At 62.1% G+C, this 19599-nt stretch carries 22 protein-coding genes; 9 read left to right on the top strand and 13 right to left on the bottom strand.

All coding sequences use genetic code 11. From position 1 onward, the window contains the following. Nucleotides 1-127: 127 nt before the first annotated feature. A complete protein-coding gene (locus DXT77_RS23765; RefSeq protein WP_114881238.1) occupies nucleotides 128-592 on the bottom strand; it encodes a hypothetical protein in 465 nt (154 codons plus the stop codon). Nucleotides 593-967: 375 nt separating this feature from the next. Between DXT77_RS23765 and DXT77_RS23760 the strand changes: the two genes are divergently transcribed. Next, a complete protein-coding gene (locus DXT77_RS23760) occupies nucleotides 968-3043 on the top strand; it encodes an AsmA family protein (protein WP_119429424.1) in 2076 nt (691 codons plus the stop codon). A 102-nt stretch (nucleotides 3044-3145) separates the two neighbouring features. Here DXT77_RS23760 and DXT77_RS23755 read toward each other — a convergent pair whose 3' ends face one another. Continuing rightward, complete coding sequence (locus tag DXT77_RS23755) at nucleotides 3146-3676, bottom strand: bacterioferritin (protein WP_085711185.1); 531 nt, start codon at nucleotides 3674-3676, stop codon at nucleotides 3146-3148. 90 nt (nucleotides 3677-3766) lie between these two features. After that, nucleotides 3767-4696: a LysR substrate-binding domain-containing protein gene (locus DXT77_RS23750; protein WP_178083488.1), complete on the bottom strand. Its 930-nt coding sequence runs from the start codon at nucleotides 4694-4696 to the stop codon at nucleotides 3767-3769. A gap of 108 nt (nucleotides 4697-4804) precedes the next feature. Between DXT77_RS23750 and DXT77_RS23745 the strand changes: the two genes are divergently transcribed. The 3 genes from DXT77_RS23745 (at nucleotide 4805) to DXT77_RS23735 (ending at nucleotide 6731) form a co-directional block, all read left to right on the top strand. Next, on the top strand, nucleotides 4805-5443 hold the full coding sequence (locus tag DXT77_RS23745; RefSeq protein ID WP_114881240.1) for an FMN-dependent NADH-azoreductase: 639 nt from the start codon (nucleotides 4805-4807) through the stop codon (nucleotides 5441-5443). Continuing rightward, nucleotides 5444-5749 carry a multidrug efflux SMR transporter gene (locus DXT77_RS23740; protein WP_119429422.1) on the top strand — a complete coding sequence of 102 codons (306 nt, stop codon included), beginning with the start codon at nucleotides 5444-5446 and terminating at the stop codon, nucleotides 5747-5749. Nucleotides 5750-5840: 91 nt separating this feature from the next. Continuing rightward, the gene (locus DXT77_RS23735; RefSeq protein ID WP_119429421.1) at nucleotides 5841-6731 is read left to right on the top strand and encodes a triacylglycerol lipase; all 891 of its coding nucleotides are present in this window, start codon (nucleotides 5841-5843) and stop codon (nucleotides 6729-6731) included. On the opposite strand, the gene DXT77_RS23730 is transcribed toward DXT77_RS23735, so the two are convergent. Further along, entirely contained in the window at nucleotides 6728-7621 is an 894-nt protein-coding gene (locus DXT77_RS23730) for a DMT family transporter (RefSeq protein ID WP_114881242.1), read from the bottom strand. The two genes, DXT77_RS23735 and DXT77_RS23730, sit on opposite strands and share 4 nt — an antisense overlap. A 98-nt stretch (nucleotides 7622-7719) precedes the next feature. Between DXT77_RS23730 and DXT77_RS23725 the strand changes: the two genes are divergently transcribed. The 3 genes from DXT77_RS23725 (at nucleotide 7720) to DXT77_RS23715 (ending at nucleotide 9995) form a co-directional block, all read left to right on the top strand. Then, nucleotides 7720-8514 (top strand): helix-turn-helix transcriptional regulator, encoded by a 795-nt coding sequence (locus tag DXT77_RS23725; RefSeq protein ID WP_085711295.1) that lies wholly within the window; start codon nucleotides 7720-7722, stop codon nucleotides 8512-8514. Between the two features lie 63 nt (nucleotides 8515-8577). Then, the gene (locus DXT77_RS23720) at nucleotides 8578-8883 is read left to right on the top strand and encodes a PsiF family protein (RefSeq protein WP_065258819.1); all 306 of its coding nucleotides are present in this window, start codon (nucleotides 8578-8580) and stop codon (nucleotides 8881-8883) included. 98 nt (nucleotides 8884-8981) lie between these two features. Continuing rightward, nucleotides 8982-9995: an AI-2E family transporter gene (locus DXT77_RS23715; RefSeq protein ID WP_119429420.1), complete on the top strand. Its 1014-nt coding sequence runs from the start codon at nucleotides 8982-8984 to the stop codon at nucleotides 9993-9995. 61 nt (nucleotides 9996-10056) lie between these two features. Here DXT77_RS23715 and DXT77_RS23710 read toward each other — a convergent pair whose 3' ends face one another. Further along, nucleotides 10057-11331: an Hsp70 family protein gene (locus tag DXT77_RS23710; RefSeq protein ID WP_119429419.1), complete on the bottom strand. Its 1275-nt coding sequence runs from the start codon at nucleotides 11329-11331 to the stop codon at nucleotides 10057-10059. Nucleotides 11332-11623: 292 nt separating this feature from the next. Between DXT77_RS23710 and DXT77_RS23705 the strand changes: the two genes are divergently transcribed. Beyond that, entirely contained in the window at nucleotides 11624-12574 is a 951-nt protein-coding gene (locus DXT77_RS23705) for a DnaJ C-terminal domain-containing protein (protein ID WP_119429559.1), read from the top strand. Between the two features lie 23 nt (nucleotides 12575-12597). Then, entirely contained in the window at nucleotides 12598-12903 is a 306-nt protein-coding gene (locus DXT77_RS23700; protein ID WP_119429418.1) for a chaperone modulator CbpM, read from the top strand. A gap of 4 nt (nucleotides 12904-12907) precedes the next feature. Here the strand turns inward: DXT77_RS23700 and DXT77_RS23695 are convergent, their stop codons facing one another. The 8 genes from DXT77_RS23695 to urtE form a co-directional block, all read right to left on the bottom strand. Continuing rightward, complete coding sequence (locus DXT77_RS23695) at nucleotides 12908-14035, bottom strand: sensor histidine kinase KdpD (protein WP_119429417.1); 1128 nt, start codon at nucleotides 14033-14035, stop codon at nucleotides 12908-12910. A 172-nt stretch (nucleotides 14036-14207) separates the two neighbouring features. Continuing rightward, nucleotides 14208-15908 carry an urease subunit alpha gene (ureC, locus tag DXT77_RS23690; RefSeq protein ID WP_119429416.1) on the bottom strand — a complete coding sequence of 567 codons (1701 nt, stop codon included), beginning with the start codon at nucleotides 15906-15908 and terminating at the stop codon, nucleotides 14208-14210. A 149-nt stretch (nucleotides 15909-16057) separates the two neighbouring features. Next, nucleotides 16058-16363 (bottom strand): urease subunit beta, encoded by a 306-nt coding sequence (locus DXT77_RS23685; protein WP_119429415.1) that lies wholly within the window; start codon nucleotides 16361-16363, stop codon nucleotides 16058-16060. Continuing rightward, nucleotides 16363-16896, bottom strand: coding sequence for a GNAT family N-acetyltransferase (locus DXT77_RS23680; RefSeq protein WP_119429414.1), 534 nt, complete (start codon nucleotides 16894-16896; stop codon nucleotides 16363-16365). The genes DXT77_RS23685 and DXT77_RS23680 overlap by 1 nt, the downstream gene beginning before the upstream one ends. Nucleotides 16897-16901: 5 nt before the next feature. Further along, nucleotides 16902-17435: a GNAT family N-acetyltransferase gene (locus DXT77_RS23675; RefSeq protein ID WP_119429413.1), complete on the bottom strand. Its 534-nt coding sequence runs from the start codon at nucleotides 17433-17435 to the stop codon at nucleotides 16902-16904. A 9-nt stretch (nucleotides 17436-17444) separates the two neighbouring features. Beyond that, on the bottom strand, nucleotides 17445-17747 hold the full coding sequence (ureA, locus tag DXT77_RS23670) for an urease subunit gamma (protein ID WP_039766748.1): 303 nt from the start codon (nucleotides 17745-17747) through the stop codon (nucleotides 17445-17447). 147 nt (nucleotides 17748-17894) lie between these two features. Then, nucleotides 17895-18734, bottom strand: a complete 840-nt coding sequence (locus DXT77_RS23665; protein ID WP_119429412.1) for an urease accessory protein UreD — start codon at nucleotides 18732-18734, stop codon at nucleotides 17895-17897. A gap of 43 nt (nucleotides 18735-18777) precedes the next feature. After that, nucleotides 18778-19476 (bottom strand): urea ABC transporter ATP-binding subunit UrtE, encoded by a 699-nt coding sequence (gene urtE, locus DXT77_RS23660; protein ID WP_085685026.1) that lies wholly within the window; start codon nucleotides 19474-19476, stop codon nucleotides 18778-18780. Between the last annotated feature and the right edge of the window lie 123 nt (nucleotides 19477-19599).

Genomic DNA, 19599 nt, shown 5'->3' with positions numbered 1-19599 from the left:
GGCTTTGTCGGCGTCGAACGGCAGCGGGGGAGAGGGAGCAGTGAAATCTCGACTTCTTTTATGCCGGCCTCTGAAAAGTCAAAAGCCCAATCCGGGGATTGGGCTTTTTTTCCAGGCCGCCACGGGCTTAGCTCAAAGCGCTGTTGCGTTCGATCACACGGTCACCACCACCTTCGGCCAGAGTCTGACCTTGTGGGGTCTTGTCATAACCGTCGGAGGCGAGAGTCTGACCTTGTGGGGTCTTGTCGTAGCCATCGGAAGCCAGGGTCTGACCTTGTGGAGTCTTGTCGTAACCGTCCTGAACCAGACCTTTCTCTTCCAGACGATCACGGCCGCCTTCGGCTAAGGTTTGGCCTTGTGGGGTTTTGTCATAGCCATCTTGAACCAGACCTTTTTCTTCCAGGCGGTTACGGCCGTTTTCAGCCAGGGTCTGGCCTTGTGGAGTGCGGTCCGAACCGTCAGCAGCGACAGTCTGGCTGAACACCGAGTGGCTGGATTTCACTTGCGGGGTAGCCTGGTCGGCAGCTGGCAGAGCGAAAGCGGTGCTGGCCAGCATCGAGAGGGTAAGACTGAACAGAAGTTGGCGTTTCATGATGGGTTGCTCCTTGGGAGGGCGATAAAGTGGGTACGAAGCCAATGCTACTCTCGATAAGTCGATATAAAAGTTCATAAACACAATGGTAATAATCAACAGAATTGATTGTTCGCTTGGGAGGCTCTAGCTCGGGCGTTTCAGGCGGGCGGTTTTGCACTGCGGTGGGTATTTTCCACCCACTTGCGCCCCGCAAAAGTGCGGGGCCGGTAACGCCGATTCGACCGATCGGTCAGAATGGCCACCGTTTTTTGGCCCCGATGGGGCTTTCGATTAAACCTGCGGGCGGTTTGTCAGTCGTAGACTTCATGAGGGCCTTGCAAGGCCCGTTGTATCAGCGGCGTCGATCCGCAGTCGTTTTCAGGAGTTTTGTGCATGACGCGCACCCGTAAAATCTTCGTCTGGACCTTCGCCACCCTCGTGCTGTTGCTGGCGGTGCTGGTCCTGATCATCGTGTTCTTCGACTGGAACCGGATCAAACCGCCGCTCAACGCCAAAGTTTCGGAAGAATTGCACCGACCGTTCGCCATCAACGGTAACCTCGCCGTAGTCTGGCAGCGCGAGCCGGACGAGGGCGGCTGGCGCGCCTGGGTGCCGTGGCCCCATGTGGTGGCCGAAGACCTGACCCTGGGCAACCCGGACTGGTCGAAGCAGCCGCAGATGGTCACCCTCAAAAAGGTCGAATTGCGCATTTCGCCGCTGGCCTTGCTGGCGCAACGGGTGACGATCCCGCGCATCGACCTGACCGAACCCAACGCCCAATTGCAGCGCCTGGCCGATGGCCGCGCCAACTGGACGTTCAAATTCGATCCCAAGGACCCGAACGCCGAACCCTCGAACTGGGTGGTGGACATCGGCGCCATCGGTTTCGACAAGGGGCACGTCACCCTGGACGACCAGACCCTCAAGACCAATCTCGATCTGTTGATCGATCCGCTAGGCAAGCCGATTCCCTTCAGCGAAATCGTCGGCGACAAAGCGGCGAAAACCGCGCTGGAAAAGGGCGGCGCCCCGCAGGATTACGCTTTTGCACTGAAAGTCACCGGCCAGTATCACGGTCAGAAACTCACCGGACAAGGCAAGGTCGGCGGCCTGCTGGCCCTGCAGGATGCGGCCAAACCGTTCCCGTTGCAGGCCCAGACGAAGATCGGCGACACCAGTATCGAACTCGCCGGCACCCTGACTGATCCGCTGAACCTCGGCGCCCTCGACCTGCGCCTGAAACTGGCGGGTGCCAGCCTCGGCAATCTCTATCCGCTGACCGGCGTGACCCTGCCGGACACGCCGCCGTATTCCACTGACGGTCATCTGATCGCCAAACTCCATGAGCCGGACGGCGCGCAGTTCCGCTACGAGCAGTTCAACGGCAAGATCGGCGGCAGCGACATTCACGGCGACCTGGCCTACGTCGCCAGCCAGCCACGGCCCAAACTCAGCGGAGCGTTGCTGTCCAATCAACTGCTGTTCGCCGACCTTGCACCGCTGATTGGTGCCGACTCCAACGACAAGCAGAAGGCCCGTGGTGGCGAGAGCAAGCAACCGGCGGACAAGGTGTTGCCGGTGGAAGAGTTCAAGACTGATCGTTGGCGGGCGATGGACGCCGACGTCGAATTTACCGGCAAACGCATCGTCCACAGTGAGAAGCTGCCGTTCACCGATCTTTATACCCACCTCAAGCTCAACGACGGCGAACTGAGCCTGGAACCGCTGCGCTTCGGCGTGGCCGGCGGCAACCTCGATGCGCAGATCCGCCTCAATGGTCGCACCGAGCCACTGGAAGGCCGGGCGAAACTGACCGCGCGCAAGTTCAAACTCAAGCAGCTGTTCCCGACCTTCGAGCCGATGAAGACCAGTTTCGGCGAGCTCAACGGCGATGCCGACATCAGCGGTCGCGGCAACTCGGTGGCCAAGCTTCTGGGTGGTGCCAACGGCAACCTGAAGATGCTGATCAACGACGGCGCGATCAGTCGTGAGCTGATGGAGCTGGCGGGCCTCAACGTCGGCAACTACGTGGTCGGCAAGGTATTTGGCGACAAGGAAGTGAAGATCAATTGCGCGGCGGCGGATTTCGATATCAAGACCGGTCTGGCGACCACGCGGCTGTTCGTGTTCGATACCGAGAACGCGATCATCTACATCGACGGCACGGCGAACATGGCCACCGAGCAACTGGACCTGACCGTGACACCGGAATCCAAGGGCTGGCGTCTGATCTCCCTGCGTTCGCCGTTGTACGTGCGCGGCAAGTTCATCAAGCCGGACGCCGGGGTCAAAGCGGTGCCGCTGATGCTGCGCGGTGCCGGCATGGTAGCGCTGGGCGTGATCGCCGCGCCGGCGGCGGGGTTGCTGGCGCTGGTGGCGCCGAGCGGTGGCGAACCTAATCAGTGCGCGCCGTTGCTGGAGCAGATGAAGGCGGGCAAGGCGCCCGTGACCGTCAAACCCACTAAATGATTCTCTAGCGTTTATCAGAAAGCTATCGCGGGCAAGCCCGCTCCCACAGGTTCAGTGAAAACCCTGTGGGAGCGGGCTTGCCCGCGATTGGATCTGGAGGAATCAGAGGTCTTTGAGGATGTCCGCCATGTCATCCGCATGCTCTTCTTCCTGAGCCAGGATGTCTTCGAAGATCCGGCGCGTGGTCGGATCCTTTTCGCCGATGTACTGGATGATCTCGCGATAACTGTCGATGGCGATCCGCTCGGCCACCAGATCTTCGTAGACCATTTCCTTCAGGGTTTTGCCCGCCACGTATTGTGCGTGGGACATCTTCGACAGCAGATCCGGGTTGAACTCGGGCTCGCCGCCCAGTTGCACGATGCGCTCGGCGAGGCGGTCGGCGTGAGCCGCTTCCTGAGTGGCGTGCTCGAGAAATTCATCGGCGGCGACGTTGGCCTTCAAGCCGTTGGCCATGAAGTAGTGGCGCTTGTAGCGCAAGACGCAGACCAGTTCCGTGGCCAGCGATTCGTTGAGCAGACGCAGCACTTCTTCTCGATTGGCGCTGTAGCTTTCGGTCACTGCGCCGTTTTCGACGTGCTGGCGTGCGCGCTCGCGCAGGGTTTGAACATCAGACAAATGCAGGTCACTCATTTCAGTCTCCTGGAGGCTAATCCGATTGGCGCCACGTTCTGCCGACGTGATCGCTACCCAGGTTGTGAGTGATGCGCGCTGCAAAAAGTTTTATGTATTTTTCGGCGATCTCGGCGACAGTCCGGACAACTGCGCTTCTTCCTGCAGCCAAGCGAAGAATGCCCGCACCGGCGGATGCCGCTCGCGCCCCGGCACGCACAGTGCGCTGTAACCCGCCCCATCGACCTGCACCTCGCCCTTGTACGGCACCAGCAAGCCGCTGGCGACGCTTTCCGACACCAGAATATTGCTCGCCAGCACCAGCCCTTGCCCGGCGATCGCGGCTTGCAGGGCGTAGTGCTCTTCGTCGTATTCACGGATGACCGGATGCTGATTGAGCCAGTTTTCGCCTGACTGCGCGCACCACGCTTCCCAGCCATGGGCATACAGCTTCGAGTTATGCCAGTGCACGCTGATCAGCGCCGGTGTGCGACGAGCGGCCAGCGCCACCTGCTCCGGCGAGCCGTACACGCCGAACGATTCATCGAACAGGCACAACCCGTAGAGGTTCGGGTAATCGTCGAGGCTGTAGCGCAGCACCAGATCGACGCTGGCGTCCTGGTGCAGGTCGATCACTTCGCAGTGGGTGTCCAGCCGCACATTGGTGTTCGGATGCTTCGCGTAAAACCGCCCCAGTCGCGGCACCAGCCACAGCGCGGCGAACGCCGCTGTGGTCGACAGCGTCAGGCTGCTGCCGCTGCGTTGCGGGCGCAGGGTGTCGACGCTTTGTGCCACCTCCAGTAATGCGCCGTGCAGGCTGCGAAACAGCCGCTCACCGCCCTCGGTCAGGCGCACCTGACGCGGCAGGCGTTCGAACAGCGCCACGCCGAGCCAGTCTTCCAGCGAACGAATCTGATGGGAAATCGCCGTCGGCGTCACCGCCAGTTCTTCGGCGGCTGCCTTGAAGCTCAACAGGCGCGAAGCGGATTCGAACGCGCGCAGGGCGGTCAGTGGCAGTGAAGCGAACATGGAAAACTCCACGGATGAAATCAATTCATCCAGACTGATTTTTGCTCATTTGAGGTGAAGAAGTGATGCCTGCAATCTGGCGCCACACAGTCACTCAAGTCTAGCCCCAAGGAGTTTCAGATGAGCAAGATTCTTGCGATCCATGCCAGCCCACGCGGTGAGCGTTCCCATTCACGGCGCCTGGCGGAAAGTTTTCTCAGTGCCTGGCAAGTCCGTCATCCGCAGGCGCAAGTCACCCGCCGCGAAGTGGGCAGGGCACTGATCCCGGCGGTCAACGAGGCGTTTGTCGCCGCAGCGTTTTATCCGGAGCCCGAGGCCCGGCCGCTGTCGATGCAGGCCGATCTGGCCCTCAGCGATCAACTGGTGGGAGAGCTGTTCGATCACGACCTGCTGCTGATTTCCACGCCGATGTACAACTTCAACGTGCCCAGCGGCCTCAAGGCCTGGGTCGATCAGATCGTGCGGTTGGGCCTGACGTTCGACCACACCCTGGACAACGGCGTGGCCCAGTACACGCCGCTGCTGAAGGGCAAGAGAGCGCTGATTGTCACCAGTCGCGGTGGCTTCGGTTTCGGCCCGGGCGGCGAGCTGGAGGCGCTGAACCACGCCGATCCGTGGCTGCGCACGGCGCTGGGGTTCATCGGCATCAACGACGTCACGGTGGTCGCGGCCGAGGGCGAAGAATCCGCCGAACGCACCTTTGCGGTGTCAGTGGCCGAGGCCGAGCAGCGCTTGCTCGACCTGGCCCGGGAGTTCTAGGTGGCCTGGCTGTTTCTGCTGATCGCGGCCGGATTCGAAGTCACTTTCGCCATGGGCATGAAATACGCCGAGGGTTTCACCCGGCTGTGGCCGTCTCTGATTACCGTGGTTGCGGCGGTAGGTGGAATTTATTTCCTGACCCTGGCCATGCGCGAGCTGCCGGTGAGCATCGCCTACCCGATCTGGACTGCCATCGGCTCGCTCGGCACGGTGTTTCTCGGTTTCGCGCTGCTGGGCGAAAGCCTGACGCTGATGAAACTGCTGTCGGTGGGGCTGATTGTGGCGGGGGTGGTGGGGCTGAAGTAGGCTGGTCGTGGAGTTGTCATCATCGAGGAGGATGCTTGGCGGGCGTTTTGCACGTCATGCATCCACCCACCGACCACAGGGATGTCTGCCCATGTCGCAGGAATCGGCCACACGTTATCCACTGGTGCTGGTGCCGGGAATGCTCGGTTTCATCCGTCTGGTGCTGTACCCGTACTGGTACGGGATCATCAAAGCGTTGCGTCGGGGTGGGGCGACAGTGATTGCGGTGCAGGTGTCGCCGCTCAATTCCACCGAGGTGCGCGGCGAGCAGCTGCTGGCGCGGATCGATGAAATCCTGCGCGAGACCGGTGCAGCGAAGGTCAATCTGTTCGGCCATAGCCAGGGCTCGCTGACGGCGCGTTATGCGGCGGCCAAACGCCCGGATCTGGTGGCCTCGGTGACCTCGGTGGCCGGGCCCAATCATGGTTCGGAGCTGGCCGACTATCTGGCGAAACACTATCCGGCGGACAGCGCCCGGGGCCGCATCCTCGAGGCGCTGCTGCGGTTTGTCGGCTGGCTGATGGCACTTATGGAAACCGGCTACCACGGGCCGAAACTGCCGGTGGATATCCACGCCTCGCACAACTCCCTGACTACTGAAGGCGTGGCGCTGTTCAACCAGCGTTATCCACAGGGCCTGCCGGAAACGTGGGGCGGGCACGGGCCGGAAGAGGTCAACGGCGTGCGCTATTACTCGTGGTCTGGCACCTTGCAGCCGGGCAAGACTGACCGTGGCGGCAACCTGTTCGACGGCACCAATCGCAGTTGCCGGTTGTTCGCCAAAACCTTCGTGCGCGAACCGGGGCAGTGCGACGGCATGGTCGGACGCTACAGCTCGCATCTCGGCACGGTCATCGGCGATGACTACCCGATGGATCACTTCGACATCGTCAACCAGTCGCTGGGACTGGTCGGCAAAGGCGCGGACCCGGTGCGGCTGTTCGTCGAGCACGCGGCGCGGTTGAAGGCCGCCGGGGTTTAGGCCGCGCTCGGAGTGCGGGAGCGACCGAGGACGGTGGTCCAGCGCTCGGAAAGAATCACCCCGCCCAGCGTCAGCAAGCCACCGACCAGGTGATACATCGCCAGTTGTTCCTTCAGTACCACCGCTGCAATCAGCGCGGTGATCAATGGCAACAGGTTGAAGAACAGCGTGGTCCGGCTCGGCCCCAGACGCTGCACGGCCTGCATCCACGCCAGCGGCGCAAGCATCGAGGCCAGCAGGCACGCGTACAGCACCAGCGGAATGTTCTGCAGGGTCAGGCCGGTTTTCGGCGACATGGCGTACAGCGGGAAAAGCACCACCACCGCCACCAGCACCTGCAAGTACAGCAACACCAACGGCGGTAGGCGCAGCTGCCATTTTTTCAGCAGGGTGCTGTAGATCGCATAGGCGAGGGTGGCGATCAGCATCATCGCGTCACCCAGGTTTACCCCGTGTTGCAGCAGCGCGCCGAGGCTGCCGGACGACACCACCACCAGCACCCCGGCGAATGACAGCACCGCACCGACCAGCGCGCCGGCGGTCAGACGCTGGCCGAGACTGATGATCGCCATGGCCAGCGACATCAACGGCATCAGCGACAGGATGATGCCCATGTTGGTGGCGCTGGTCATGGTCGCCGCGAAGTAGGCCAGGCTCTGATAGACCGCCATGCCCAGCACGCCGAGGATGAAGATCTTGCCCAGGTTCGGGCGGATCTGCGGCCAGTGTTCAATTACCTTCTTGAGCATGAACGGGGTGAACAGCAGGCCGGCGAGCAGCCAGCGGTAGAAGCCGATCTCGGCGGGGAATATCGCGCCGACAGCCAGCTTGTTGATCACGGTGTTGCCGGCCCAGATGAAAATTGCCAGCAGGGGAAACGCGTATTGCATGGGAGGAGAAACCAGTACGTTGATGAACGGTGATTATCCCCTGTCTGGATGCAGGCCTATACTGCGAACCGGACAACCCGCCCCTGATTCCGGACAGCATGAACAGTAAACACATCGATCTGCTGGATTTCAGCGAACTGCCGTCGGCGGTGTACTTCCGCTACGCCGACTTCAACGCCCATGAATACGCCGCACCGCATCGCCACCCGTGGGGCACGCTGGAGTACGCGGCCCACGGCGTGCTGCACATGGATGTCGACGGCAGCCGCTTCATGTCGCCGCCGCAATACGCGGTGTGGGTGCCTCCGCAGGTCGAACACAGTTTCTACAGCCATCAACCGGTCAACTATCGAGCAGTGTGCCTGGCGCCCGAGGTGTGCGCGGATTTGCCGGCGCAGGCTTGCACGCTGGCGATCAGCGACATTCTCAAGGCCATTCTCAAGGACTTCGCCGCCCGGGATGTGAAGATCCCCGCGTTCGACGCCGACCAGCGCCTGGCCCAGGTGCTGGTGGATCAACTGCGCCAGGCGCCGGTTCATCAGTGTTATCTGCCGTACGCCAGCAGCCCCGGGCTGCTGACCATCCTCGAAACCTTGCAGGCCGAGCCCGGCAACAACGAGCCGCTGGCGCACTGGGCGGCGCAGGTGCATGTCAGCGAACGCACCCTGGCCCGGCAATTCGTGCGGGAGTTGGGGATGAGTTTCGGCGAGTGGCGCCAGCGCCTACGCTATCTCGCCGCCATCGAGGCGCTGGAGAGTTCGCGCAGCGTGCAGGAAATCGCCTTCGATCTCGGTTACAGCAGCGGCTCGGCGTTCATCGCCATGTTCGCCCGCCAGGCCGGGTGTACGCCGGAGCAATACCGGCGCAGTCACCTGGAGAGCAGGAAGGTGTAACAAGCTTTGACTACACTCAGCCGGAGGCCGTATCCATCGATGCGGCGACAAGGAGAAAACTCCATGAAGATGCTGCGTGTCCCTTTGTTGATGATCGGTCTGCTGCTGTGCTCCCAGGGTTTTGCCGCCACGGCGCAACAGAACAAGATGACCACCTGCAACGCCGACGCCACGGCCAAGAGCCTGAAAGGCGACGAGCGCAAAGCCTTCATGAGTACTTGCCTGAAGGCAGCGCCGGCGGCCAATGACGCCAAGACCCTGACCCCGCAGCAGGAAAAGATGAAAACCTGTAATGCCGACGCCAAGACCAAGGCCCTGACGGGCGATGCGCGCAAGGCGTTCATGAGTGATTGTCTGAAGAAAAAATAAGATCGACAAATCGCAGCGAGCGGCAGGGCATCCGCTCGCTTCGGCGCCGGATCGCTGGCAGACTGCCAATCCTTTTACGCCGTTCGTTTTGAGGCTGTATGCCAACGTTTTCTGAGCGTCAAGTTGTGTTCTGGGTCAGTTGCATCATCATTTTCGGCGGTTTGCTGCTGGTGTTGCCGCTACGCCTGTTGCCCAGTCTGCTGGCCGGTCTGCTGGTGTTCGAGCTGGTTAACATGCTCACCCCGCAACTGCAACGGCTGATCGAAGGCCGTCGCGCACGGTGGCTGGCGGTGGCATTACTGGGCACGCTGGTGGTGAGTGTGCTGGCGCTGATCTTTGCCGGGGCCATCAGCTTCCTGCTGCACGAGGCGGAAAATCCCGGGGCTTCCCTCGACAAATTCATGGGTGTGGTTGACCGTGCGCGCGGGCAACTGCCGCCGTTTCTCGACAGCTACCTGCCCGCCAGCGCCGCCGAGTTCCGTGTGGCCATCGGTGAATGGGCGAGCAAGCATCTGTCCGAGCTGCAACTGGTGGGCAAGGACGCGGCGCACATGTTCGTGACCCTGCTGATCGGCATGGTGCTCGGCGCGATCATCGCCCTGCAGCGCGTGCCGGATGTCACCAAACGCAAGCCGCTGGCGGCCGCACTGTTCGACCGTCTGCACCTGCTGGTTCAGGCGTTTCGCAACATTGTCTTCGCGCAGATCAAGATTTCCCTGCTCAACACCTTCTTCACCGGGATCTTCCTGGCGGTGATCCTGCCGCTGTTCGGGATCAAGCTGCCGCTGACCAAGACCTTGATTGTGCTGACGTTCCTGCTCGGTCTGTTGCCGGTGATCGGCAACCTGATGTCGAACACGCTGATCACCATCGTCGGCCTGTCGCTGTCGATCTGGGTGGCGGTTGCCGCGCTGGGTTATCTGATCTTTATCCACAAGCTCGAATACTTCCTCAACGCGCGCATCGTCGGCGGGCAGATCAGTGCCAAGTCCTGGGAGTTGCTGCTGGCGATGCTGGTGTTCGAGGCCGCGTTCGGCCTGCCGGGGGTGGTGGCGGGGCCGATTTATTACGCGTATCTGAAGAGTGAGTTGAAGCTGGGCGGGATGGTTTAAGGACTGCGAAGATCCTTGTCAGATTGTTCCCACGCAGAGCGTGGGAACAATCATCGTGGTGTCAGTTCATCGAGCCGTAACGCTTCATGGCTTCAATCGCCAGACCGCTGCCGATGCTGCCGAAGATATTGCCTTCCACATGCCGCGCGTTCGGCAACATCGCCGAAACGCTGTTGCGCAGCGCCGGGATGCCGCTGGAACCGCCAGTGAAGAACACCGTATCGACCTGACCCACCGCCACATTGGCGTCCGCCAGCAATTGCGTGACGCTGCCACGCACGCGCTCAAGCTGCGAATCGATGGCCGATTCGAACAGGGCGCGGGTCAACTCGACGTTCAGCCCGGATTCGATCCGGTCCAGCGCAACATGGCGGCTGTCGTTGTGGGTCAGATGAATCTTGGTTTCTTCCACTTCCATCGCCAGCCAGTGCCCGGCACGCTGTTCGATCAGCTTGAACAGACGGTCGATGCCGCCGGTGTCCTCGATGTCGTAGCGCATGCTGCCCAGGGCCAGGGTCGATTTCTGCGAATACACCGAGTTGATGGTGTGCCAGGTCGCCAGGTTCATGTGATGGCTGGTCGGCATGAACGCGCCGCTCTTCATGCGGCTGCCGTAGCCGAACAGCGGCATCAGGCCCTGCAGGCTCAATTGCTTGTCGAAATCGGTCCCGCCGATGTGCACGCCGCCGGTGGCGAGAATGTCGTCGTGACGGTTATCCATGCCCCGACGCTCGGGCGACAGGCGCACCAGCGAGAAGTCCGACGTACCACCGCCGATGTCGACGATCAGTACCAGCTCTTCCTTTTCGATGGTCGACTCGTAGTCGAAGGCCGCAGCGATCGGCTCGTACTGGAACGAAACGTCCTTGAAACCGAGCTTGCGCGCCACTTCCACCAGGGTGTCTTCGGCTTCCTGGTCGGCCAGCGGATCGTCGTCGACGAAGAACACCGGGCGGCCCAGCACCACCTGCTCGAACTCACGACCGGCGGCGGCTTCGGCACGGCTCTTGAGCTGGCCGATGAACAGCCCGAGCAGGTCCTTGAACGGCATCGCGGTCCCGAGAACGCTGGTGTCGTGCTTGATCAGCTTGGAACCGAGCAGGCTCTTGAGCGAGCGCATCAGTCGGCCTTCGTAGCCTTCCAGGTATTCGTGCAGCGCCAGGCGACCGTAGACCGGGCGGCGTTCTTCGATGTTGAAGAAGACCACCGACGGCAGGGTGATCTTGTCGTCTTCCAGCGCGATCATCGTTTCCATGCCGGGGCGCAGCCAGCCGACGGTGGAGTTGGACGTGCCGAAGTCGATGCCGCAGGCACGGGCTGGAGAGGCGTCTTTCATGTCTTTCGGTTCCGGTCAAAAAAACGGCCGCGCAGTGTATGTCAGTGCGCGACAGATTCGAAGGCCGGTCATCCGCTATTTAGCGTCTAAGCTTGCTTGAAAGTCGGCGCTTTGCCCCAAACTTGCTGGCATGGGCCGGCAGACATACCGGCGGTCGCAAGAACCGCCGTCCACTGCCGATAAACTTCTGCTGCGCCACCCGGTCACAACCTTGAGATCGGTCAACCGGCCTTGCGCGAATCGGCGCATGCTGGCAACGGCGCGAAATCGATAACGGATGGTGATTCCTTCGATGGACTTCAAAGACTATTACAAGATACTCGGTGTGGAGCCGACGGCTGACGACAAGGCAATCAAGGCTGCCTATCGCAAGCTCGCGCGTAAATACCACCCCGATGTCAGCAAGGAAAAAGACGCCGAGGCCAAGTTCAAGGACGCCTCGGAAGCCTATGAAGCACTGAAAAGCGCCGACAAGCGCGCCGAATACGACGACCTGCGTCGCTACGGCCAGCACGGTCAGCCGTTCCAGGGCCCGCCGGGCTGGCAGAGCCGTGGCGGCTTCGGTGGCGGTGGTGGCGAAACGGGTGATTTCTCGGACTTCTTCAGTTCGATCTTTGGCAATCGCGGCCCCGGTTTCGGTGGCAGCGCTGGCCGGCAATCCCGCAGCGCCGGGCGCCGAGGGCAAGACGTGGAACTGGAACTGCCGATTTTCCTGGAAGAAACCCTGTCGAACGAATCGAAAAAGATCAGCTTCCAGGTACCGCAATACAACGCCAGCGGCCAGCACGTCAGCAACACCAGCAAGAGCCTGAACGTGAAGATCCCGGCGGGCGTGACCGACGGCGAGCGCATCCGCCTCAAGGGTCAGGGCGCGCCGGGCATTGGTGGCGGCGCCAACGGCGATCTGTACCTGACGATTCGTTTCGCGCCGCACCCGAAATTCGACGTCGAAGGCGAAAACCTGATCATCACCTTGCCGCTGGCCCCTTGGGAACTGGCGCTGGGTACCGAAGTGGCGGTGCCGACCCTGACCGGCAAGATCAACCTCAAGGTGCCGGCCGGCAGCCAGAACGGTCAGCGCATGCGCGCCAAGGGCCACGGTCTGCAGAACAAGGCTGGCGAACGCGGTTACCTGTTCGTCCAGCTCAAGGCCGTGATGCCGAAGGCCGCCGGCGATGACGTCAAGGCGCTGTGGCAGGAACTGGCGAAGAAGGCCGCCTTCAATCCGCGAGAGAACTTCTGATACTGACGACGGAGTAGCCCATCATGAGCAGCCCCCTGATCGTTCAACTGGACATGGCAGAATTCTGTGAGGCGGCCGATCTGTCGGACGTCTACGTGATCGAAATCGTCGAACACGGCATCCTCGAACCTCAGGGCGCGCAGCCCCGGGAATGGCGCTTCACCGACTACGAACTGGCCCTGGCCAAACGCGCCGCGAAGCTGCGGCGCGACCTGGAGCTGGAATGGGAAGGCGTCGCCCTGGCGCTGGACCTGCTGGAAGAAGTGCAGGAACTGCGGGCCGAGAACCGCATGCTGCGTCAGCGGTTGGGGCGGTTGGTGGTCGAGTAGCGTCTCAGGCCTGTCTGGGCAGCGTCACGCTGAACAGTGTTCCGTCGGCTTCGCTGGAACTGACTTCGATCGTCCCGCCATGGGCGGTCACCACTTCCTTGACGATGAACAGGCCGAGCCCGAGGCTGGTCGAGGCCTGACCGAGTTCTTCATCGGAGCTGCGCACCAACGGATCGAAAATCGTGCCGATCGCCTCCTCGGAAATCGGCTCGCCATGGTTGTGCACCGTCAGGCTGACGGTGTCGGCCTGCCCTCTGAGTGTCACGATCAGATCTCTCGGGTGCGTTCCATGCTGCAAGGCGTTGCCGATCAGATTTTGCAGCAGTTGTGCCAGTCGACCTGAATCCCAGACACCCCGTGTATCACCTTCGATGATCAGCGTCGGATCGCTTTGCGGGTTGCCGGCGCAGGCTTCTGCAATCGCAGCCCGCGCCGTATCGGCCAGATCCATGGGCACCGGCTCGATCGGCAGGCTCTTGCCCAGACGACTGCGCACCAGCTCCAGCAGATCGCTGACCATCGCCGCCATGTGCCGCGAACCCTGCCTGATGTTCTGTGCGCAGAGCAGGGCTTCATCCTGCAGCGTCGTTTTGCGCATCAGCAGTTCGACGGACATGCTGACGGCCTGCAACGGTGCGCGCAGGTCGTGGCCAAGGATGGCAAGGAATATGTCCCGGGAGCGATTGACCTGTTCTGCGTACGCCGCAGTCGATTCCGCCAAGGCTTCATCGATGGCTTCGTTGAAACGGATCATGTCCTGGAAAGCGGCCATGTCCGGTGATTTCAGATGAGTGATCCACAGCCGGATCACACAGGCACGCAGATGCCGAAATTCGGACGTCATCTGGACCAGATCAAAGCCCACCGTGTGGCGCAGTTCACCGTGGCTGGCACCCGCCTTGTCCAGGCTGGGAGTCTTCTCCGGACCTTCGCCTTTGGCCTTGGCCACCTGCTCGCGGGGCGTCTGGGGTTTACTCATGTCGCGCGCAGCGGCCAGCAGGATCGACCGGGCATGGTCGCGCAGGGCCGGGCCGTCGAGAAAGTCGGCTGCGGGGGTGATGGTCCGGGCGAATTTTTCCCATTCACCGACGATTGCATCAACATGAGTTTCGATGAATCCGGAAAGACGCATGAAGGATTACCTGAACGGGAATTGCAGTGTGCGTCTCGAAGCGTAGTCCGTCTGGCGAGAATCACACGACCGTTCGAGAGTTCCGCCATCCTCAGACAATCGATCGACACGGAAAAGGCCTCGGTCCGCGCGTCATGCGCGAGCCCGAGGCCTTTTCCGTGTGTCGGTGAACCTAGAACAGAAAGTAACGCTGGGCCATCGGCAGAGTCTCGGCCGGTTCACACCAGAGCAGCACGCCGTCGGCCTTGACCTGATAGGTCTGCGGGTCGACGTCGATCTGCGGCAGGTAATCGTTGTGGATCAGGTCGGTTTTCTGCACGTCGCGACAACCTTTGACCACGGCGATTTTTTTCTTCAAGCCCAACGCTTCGGGCAGCCCGGATTCCTGCGCCGCCTGGCTGATGAACGTCAGGCTGGTGGCGTGCAACGAGCCGCCGTAACTGGCGAACATCGGACGGTAATGCACCGGTTGCGGAGTCGGGATCGAGGCGTTGGCGTCGCCCATCAGGCTCGCGGCAATGGCGCCGCCCTTGAGGATCAGCGTCGGTTTCACGCCGAAGAACGCCGGGCGCCACAGCACCAGATCCGCCCATTTTCCGACTTCCACCGAACCCACTTCATGGCTGATGCCATGGGTGATCGCCGGGTTGATCGTGTACTTGGCGATGTAGCGTTTGGCGCGGAAGTTGTCGTTGCCTTCGCCATCCTGAGGCAGCGGGCCGCGCTGCTTTTTCATCTTGTCGGCGGTCTGCCAGGTGCGCGTGATGACTTCACCGACGCGGCCCATGGCCTGGCTGTCGGAGCTGATCATCGAGAACGCGCCGAGGTCGTGGAGGATGTCTTCGGCGGCAATGGTTTCACGGCGGATGCGGCTCTCGGCGAACGCCACGTCTTCGGCGATGCTCGGGTCGAGATGGTGGCAGACCATCAGCATGTCGAGGTGTTCGTCGATGGTATTGCGGGTGAACGGCCGGGTCGGGTTGGTCGAGCTCGGCAGCACGTTGGCGAAACCGCAGGCCTTGATGATGTCCGGTGCATGGCCGCCGCCGGCCCCTTCGGTGTGGTAGGTGTGGATGGTCCGGCCCTTGAACGCGCCGAGGGTGGTTTCGACGAAACCGGACTCGTTGAGGGTGTCGGTATGAATTGCCACTTGCACGTCGTACTGGTCGGCGACGCTCAGGCAGTTGTCGATGCTCGCCGGGGTGGTGCCCCAGTCTTCGTGCAGCTTGAGGCCGATGGCGCCGGCCTTGACCTGTTCGATCAGCGGCTCCGGCAGGCTGGCGTTGCCCTTGCCGGTGAGGCCGATGTTCATCGGGAATGCGTCCGCCGCCTGAAGCATCCGCGCCAGGTGCCACGGCCCCGAAGTGCAAGTGGTGGCGTTGGTGCCGGTGGCCGGCCCGGTGCCGCCGCCGATCATGGTGGTGACGCCGCTCATCAGCGCTTCTTCGATCTGCTGCGGGCAGATGAAGTGGATGTGGGTGTCGATGCCGCCGGCAGTGAGGATCATGCCTTCGCCGGCAATCACTTCGCTGCTGGCGCCGATGGCGATGGTCACGCCGGGCTGCACGTCCGGGTTGCCGGCCTTGCCGATGGCGGCGATGCGCCCGTCCTTGAGGCCGACGTCAGCCTTGACGATGCCCCAGTGGTCGATGATCAACGCGTTGGTGATGACGGTGTCGACCACTTCAGCGGCCAGCAACTGGCTCTGGCCCTGGCCGTCGCGGATCACTTTGCCGCCGCCGAATTTCACTTCTTCGCCGTAGCTGGTGAAGTCCTGTTCGACCTCGATCCACAGCTCGGTGTCGGCCAGGCGCACCTTGTCGCCGACGGTGGGGCCGAACATGTCGGCGTAGGCTTGACGCGAGATCTTCATGTGTTCGCCTTGGAATTCAATTGGTTTTGAGATCGTTCGCTGCGCTCACTTTCGCGAGCAGACTCGCTCCCACAGGGGGGCGGACTCCAGCTGGAGGAACTCGGTTTAATGTGGGAGCGAGCCTGCTCGCGATGGAGGCACCGCAAAATTCAGAGGTCACCCATGACCCGCCCGGCAAACCCGAACACCCGCCGGTGCCCGGCGTATTCCACCAGTTCCACCTCGCGGCTTTGTCCCGGCTCGAAGCGCACGGCCGTGCCCGCCGGAATGTTCAGGCGCATGCCACGGCTGGCGGCGCGGTCGAAGGTCAGGGCGTCGTTGGTTTCGAAAAAGTGGTAGTGCGAGCCGACCTGGATCGGCCGGTCGCCGCTGTTCGCCACTTTCAGGCTGATCGTGCGGCGACCGACGTTGAGTTCGATATCGCCGGGCTGGATCCGGTATTCGCCGGGAATCATCAGTTCGCTCCTTGCAGGACTTTGTAATAGAGGGCCGTCGGGCGATAGGTGCCGTTCGGGTCGCAGGCGTAGTCGGGGATTTCCCCGGCGCGGGTGTAACCCAGGGCCTTGTAGAAATCTTCGGCCGGGGAGCCGGCCTCGGTGTCGAGGTAGAGCATGCCGCGCTTGTACTGGCGGGCCGTCAGTTCCAGTGCTTCCATCAACTGCTGGCCGAGGCCGCGTCGCCGGGCCTGTTCGCGCACCAGCAGTTTCTGCACCTCGGCGCGGTTCAGACCGTTGGCCTTCTGGCACAGGCCCAGCTGCACGCTGGCCTGCACCTGTTCGTCCTTGACCACCACCCACAGCAAGACGTTGCCCTTGTTCAGGTTGTCCTGCACTTCATCGAAATAGGCGCGGGCCTGCGCGGCATCGAGATCGGCCATGAAGCCGACGCTGGCGCCATAACCCACAGCATCCAGCAGCAGCTCGATCAGGCCCTGACGATAGTGGGCAAAACTTTCGGCATTGACGCGTCGCAGTTGGGCGGGGTTCATCGGTGTCACTCCTTGTTGGCGGGCGGCGGCTCCGCGCCAGGATTGAGGGTCAGTTGCATGAACGTCAGGTCGAGCCAGCGGCCGAACTTGGTGCCGACCTGCGGCATTTGCCCGGTGGTGATGAAACCGGCGCGTTCGTGCAGGCGGATTGATGCCGCGTTACCGCTTTCGATGGCGGCGACCATGACGTGCTTGCCGCAGGTTTTCGCGCGTTCGATCAGCGCGCTCATCAATTGCGGGCCGAGGCCGTTGCCGCGCTGGTCGCTGCGCACGTAAACCGAGTGTTCGACCGTGTGGCGGAAACCGTCGAACGGCCGCCAGTCACCGAACGAAGCGTAGCCGAGGGTGGTGTTGTCGGCGTCGACGATCACCAGGATCGGATAACCCTGGGCCTGGCGCGCGCTGAACCACGCCTGACGGTTGCCGAGATCGACGGCGGATTCATTCCAGATCGCCGTGGTGTTGAGCACGGCGTCGTTGTAGATGTCGCGGATCGCCGGCAAGTCGGCGTGCAGGGCATCGCGGATGGTGTAAGTCATGGCGCGGCCTCAGACGATCGGTTGGTGGACGGTCACCAGTTTGGTGCCGTCGGGAAACGTCGCTTCGACCTGGATCTCCGGGATCATTTCCGGAATGCCTTCCATCACCTGATCGCGGGTCAGCAGGGTGGTGCCGTAGTGCATCAGCTCGGCCACGGTCTGGCCGTCCCGGGCGCCTTCGAGCAGCGCCGCCGAGATATAGGCCATGGCTTCCGGGTAGTTGAGCTTCACGCCACGGGCCAGTCGCCGCTCGGCAACCAGGCCGGCGGTGAAGATCAGCAGCTTGTCTTTTTCGCGTGGGGTCAGGTCCATCGTAGAAATCCATTTGGGCAGTAAGAGTTATATGCACAGGGCCTGTGGGAGCGAGCCTGCTCGCGATTGCGGAATGTCAGGCAACTCAAATGTTGAATGTGTCGACGCCATCGCGAGCAGGCTCGCTCCCACAGTTTCAATTGCATTTCAGGTGTTCCAGATTCGGGGAGGCAGGGCTTCGCGGCCAAGCAGCGCAGGCCTGAGCAATCGCCAGAGTTCGATAAGCCACGCTCGCGCCAGCAACGCTTCACTGGCCAGGCAACGGGCGACCAAAAGACCGGGCAATTGCGTCAGATCCCCGCGCACTTCATGCCCCAGCGAGCGGCAGCGCTCCAGCAGTTCGGCATCGATTTCGCCGGTCACCAGCAAGGTCGCAAAAACCGGATTACCATCCAGCCCGATCGGTGAATCAAGCAAACCGTCAGCGCCGACGATGCGCTGGCGCTCATGCCAGAGCAACCGGCCATCGCGGCAAATATCCAGATGGGCCTGGAAATGCCCGAGGTCGAAACGCTCGCCACTGGCCGGGCGCCCGAGTGCCACCACGTCCCAGTAGAACAGCCGCGCATCGCCTTCAAGGTCGATCGAGGTCGAGAGTTGCGCCTGGGCGGCGCTGTAGACGATGGTTTCCTGAGGCAGCCACTCCAGTGTCGCGCCGGCGGCGACATGCAGGTTCAGCGACTGATAAGCGGGGCCCGCCGCGCGATACCACTTGGCCGCGCCGGGGCTGGTGATCTGTGCCCAGGCATCCTGTTCAACGCGGGCGCTGATGTTCAGCCGGTCACCGCCGGCAATGCCGCCCGGCGGGTGGACGATGATGTGCTGGCAGACCTCGGGCCCTTCGGCGTACAGATGCTTTTGCACCCGCAGCGGGCCGAGGTGCCGGCGTCGGGTCGGGCGCGTGCAATCGCCGAAGCGGGCGTAGGCCAGCTCAAGCTCGGCATGCCAGCTCGGGGTAAACAGGGCAGTCGCTAAAGGTAAGTTCATGTTTTCTGATTATCGTTAGGACGCTACAGATTAGACCGTAACTTCAAATAGTCACCAGCCCGCGCACACCTTCGGCTTCCATATTTTCGCCACGGCCCTGCTGCACGATCTCGCCCCGGGACATCACCAGGTACTGATCGGCCAGTTCGGCGGCGAAATCGTAGAACTGCTCCACCAGCAGAATCGCCATGTCGCCCCGGGCCGCGAGCTTCTTGATCACTGCTCCGATTTCTTTGATCACCGACGGCTGGATGCCCTCGGTGGGCTCGTCGAGGATCAGCAGACGCGGGCGGCTGGCCAATGCACGACCGATGGCGAGTTGTTGTTGCTGACCGCCGGACAGGTCGCCGCCGCGCCGCTGTTTCATTTGCAGCAGCACCGGAAACAGCTCGTAGATGAACGCCGGAACCTCTTTGGCTTCGCTGCCGGGGAAGCGCGACAGGCCCATCAGCAGGTTTTCTTCCACGGTCAGCCGGCCGAAGATCTCCCGACCCTGCGGCACATAGGCGATCCCGGCGTGCACCCGCTGATGCGGCTTGTACGTGGTGATCGGTTGGCCTTCCCAGTTCACCGCGCCTTCCTTGGCCGGCAACAGGCCCATCAGGCATTTGAGCAGCGTGGTCTTGCCCACGCCGTTACGGCCGAGCAGGCAGGTGACTTCGCCGACCTTCACGTCAAAGCTCAGGCCGCGCAGGATGTGGCTTCCGCCGTAGTACTGGTGCAGTTTGTCGACTTGCAGCATGTTCAGCCTCTCCTCAAATCCCCCGTGGGAGCGAGCCTGCTCGCGATGACGGTAGATCAGGCAGCAGATGTGTTGTTGGATAAATCGCTATCGCGAGCAGGCTCGCTCCCACATGGGGTGTGT

Origin of the sequence: Pseudomonas sp. 91RF, from assembly GCF_003576265.1 — a bacterium.
In the GTDB taxonomy this organism is placed as follows: Bacteria; Pseudomonadota; Gammaproteobacteria; order Pseudomonadales; family Pseudomonadaceae; genus Aquipseudomonas; species Aquipseudomonas kribbensis.
This window is presented reverse-complemented; position numbering and strand designations above follow the sequence as displayed.

What these genes read in the sequence shown, in the direction of transcription:
- DXT77_RS23765 (WP_114881238.1), bottom strand. Translation starts at nt 592, where the DNA reads ATGAAACGCCAACTTCTGTTCAGTCTTACCCTCTCGATGCTGGCCAGC.
- DXT77_RS23760 (WP_119429424.1), top strand. Translation starts at nt 968, where the DNA reads ATGACGCGCACCCGTAAAATCTTCGTCTGGACCTTCGCCACCCTCGTG.
- DXT77_RS23755 (WP_085711185.1), bottom strand. Translation starts at nt 3,676, where the DNA reads ATGAGTGACCTGCATTTGTCTGATGTTCAAACCCTGCGCGAGCGCGCA.
- DXT77_RS23745 (WP_114881240.1), top strand. Translation starts at nt 4,805, where the DNA reads ATGAGCAAGATTCTTGCGATCCATGCCAGCCCACGCGGTGAGCGTTCC.
- DXT77_RS23735 (WP_119429421.1), top strand. Translation starts at nt 5,841, where the DNA reads ATGTCGCAGGAATCGGCCACACGTTATCCACTGGTGCTGGTGCCGGGA.
- DXT77_RS23730 (WP_114881242.1), bottom strand. Translation starts at nt 7,621, where the DNA reads ATGCAATACGCGTTTCCCCTGCTGGCAATTTTCATCTGGGCCGGCAAC.
- DXT77_RS23725 (WP_085711295.1), top strand. Translation starts at nt 7,720, where the DNA reads ATGAACAGTAAACACATCGATCTGCTGGATTTCAGCGAACTGCCGTCG.
- DXT77_RS23720 (WP_065258819.1), top strand. Translation starts at nt 8,578, where the DNA reads ATGAAGATGCTGCGTGTCCCTTTGTTGATGATCGGTCTGCTGCTGTGC.
- DXT77_RS23715 (WP_119429420.1), top strand. Translation starts at nt 8,982, where the DNA reads ATGCCAACGTTTTCTGAGCGTCAAGTTGTGTTCTGGGTCAGTTGCATC.
- DXT77_RS23710 (WP_119429419.1), bottom strand. Translation starts at nt 11,331, where the DNA reads ATGAAAGACGCCTCTCCAGCCCGTGCCTGCGGCATCGACTTCGGCACG.
- DXT77_RS23705 (WP_119429559.1), top strand. Translation starts at nt 11,624, where the DNA reads ATGGACTTCAAAGACTATTACAAGATACTCGGTGTGGAGCCGACGGCT.
- DXT77_RS23700 (WP_119429418.1), top strand. Translation starts at nt 12,598, where the DNA reads ATGAGCAGCCCCCTGATCGTTCAACTGGACATGGCAGAATTCTGTGAG.
- DXT77_RS23695 (WP_119429417.1), bottom strand. Translation starts at nt 14,035, where the DNA reads ATGCGTCTTTCCGGATTCATCGAAACTCATGTTGATGCAATCGTCGGT.
- ureC (WP_119429416.1), bottom strand. Translation starts at nt 15,908, where the DNA reads ATGAAGATCTCGCGTCAAGCCTACGCCGACATGTTCGGCCCCACCGTC.
- DXT77_RS23685 (WP_119429415.1), bottom strand. Translation starts at nt 16,363, where the DNA reads ATGATTCCCGGCGAATACCGGATCCAGCCCGGCGATATCGAACTCAAC.
- DXT77_RS23680 (WP_119429414.1), bottom strand. Translation starts at nt 16,896, where the DNA reads ATGAACCCCGCCCAACTGCGACGCGTCAATGCCGAAAGTTTTGCCCAC.
- DXT77_RS23675 (WP_119429413.1), bottom strand. Translation starts at nt 17,435, where the DNA reads ATGACTTACACCATCCGCGATGCCCTGCACGCCGACTTGCCGGCGATC.
- ureA (WP_039766748.1), bottom strand. Translation starts at nt 17,747, where the DNA reads ATGGACCTGACCCCACGCGAAAAAGACAAGCTGCTGATCTTCACCGCC.
- DXT77_RS23665 (WP_119429412.1), bottom strand. Translation starts at nt 18,734, where the DNA reads ATGAACTTACCTTTAGCGACTGCCCTGTTTACCCCGAGCTGGCATGCC.
- urtE (WP_085685026.1), bottom strand. Translation starts at nt 19,476, where the DNA reads ATGCTGCAAGTCGACAAACTGCACCAGTACTACGGCGGAAGCCACATC.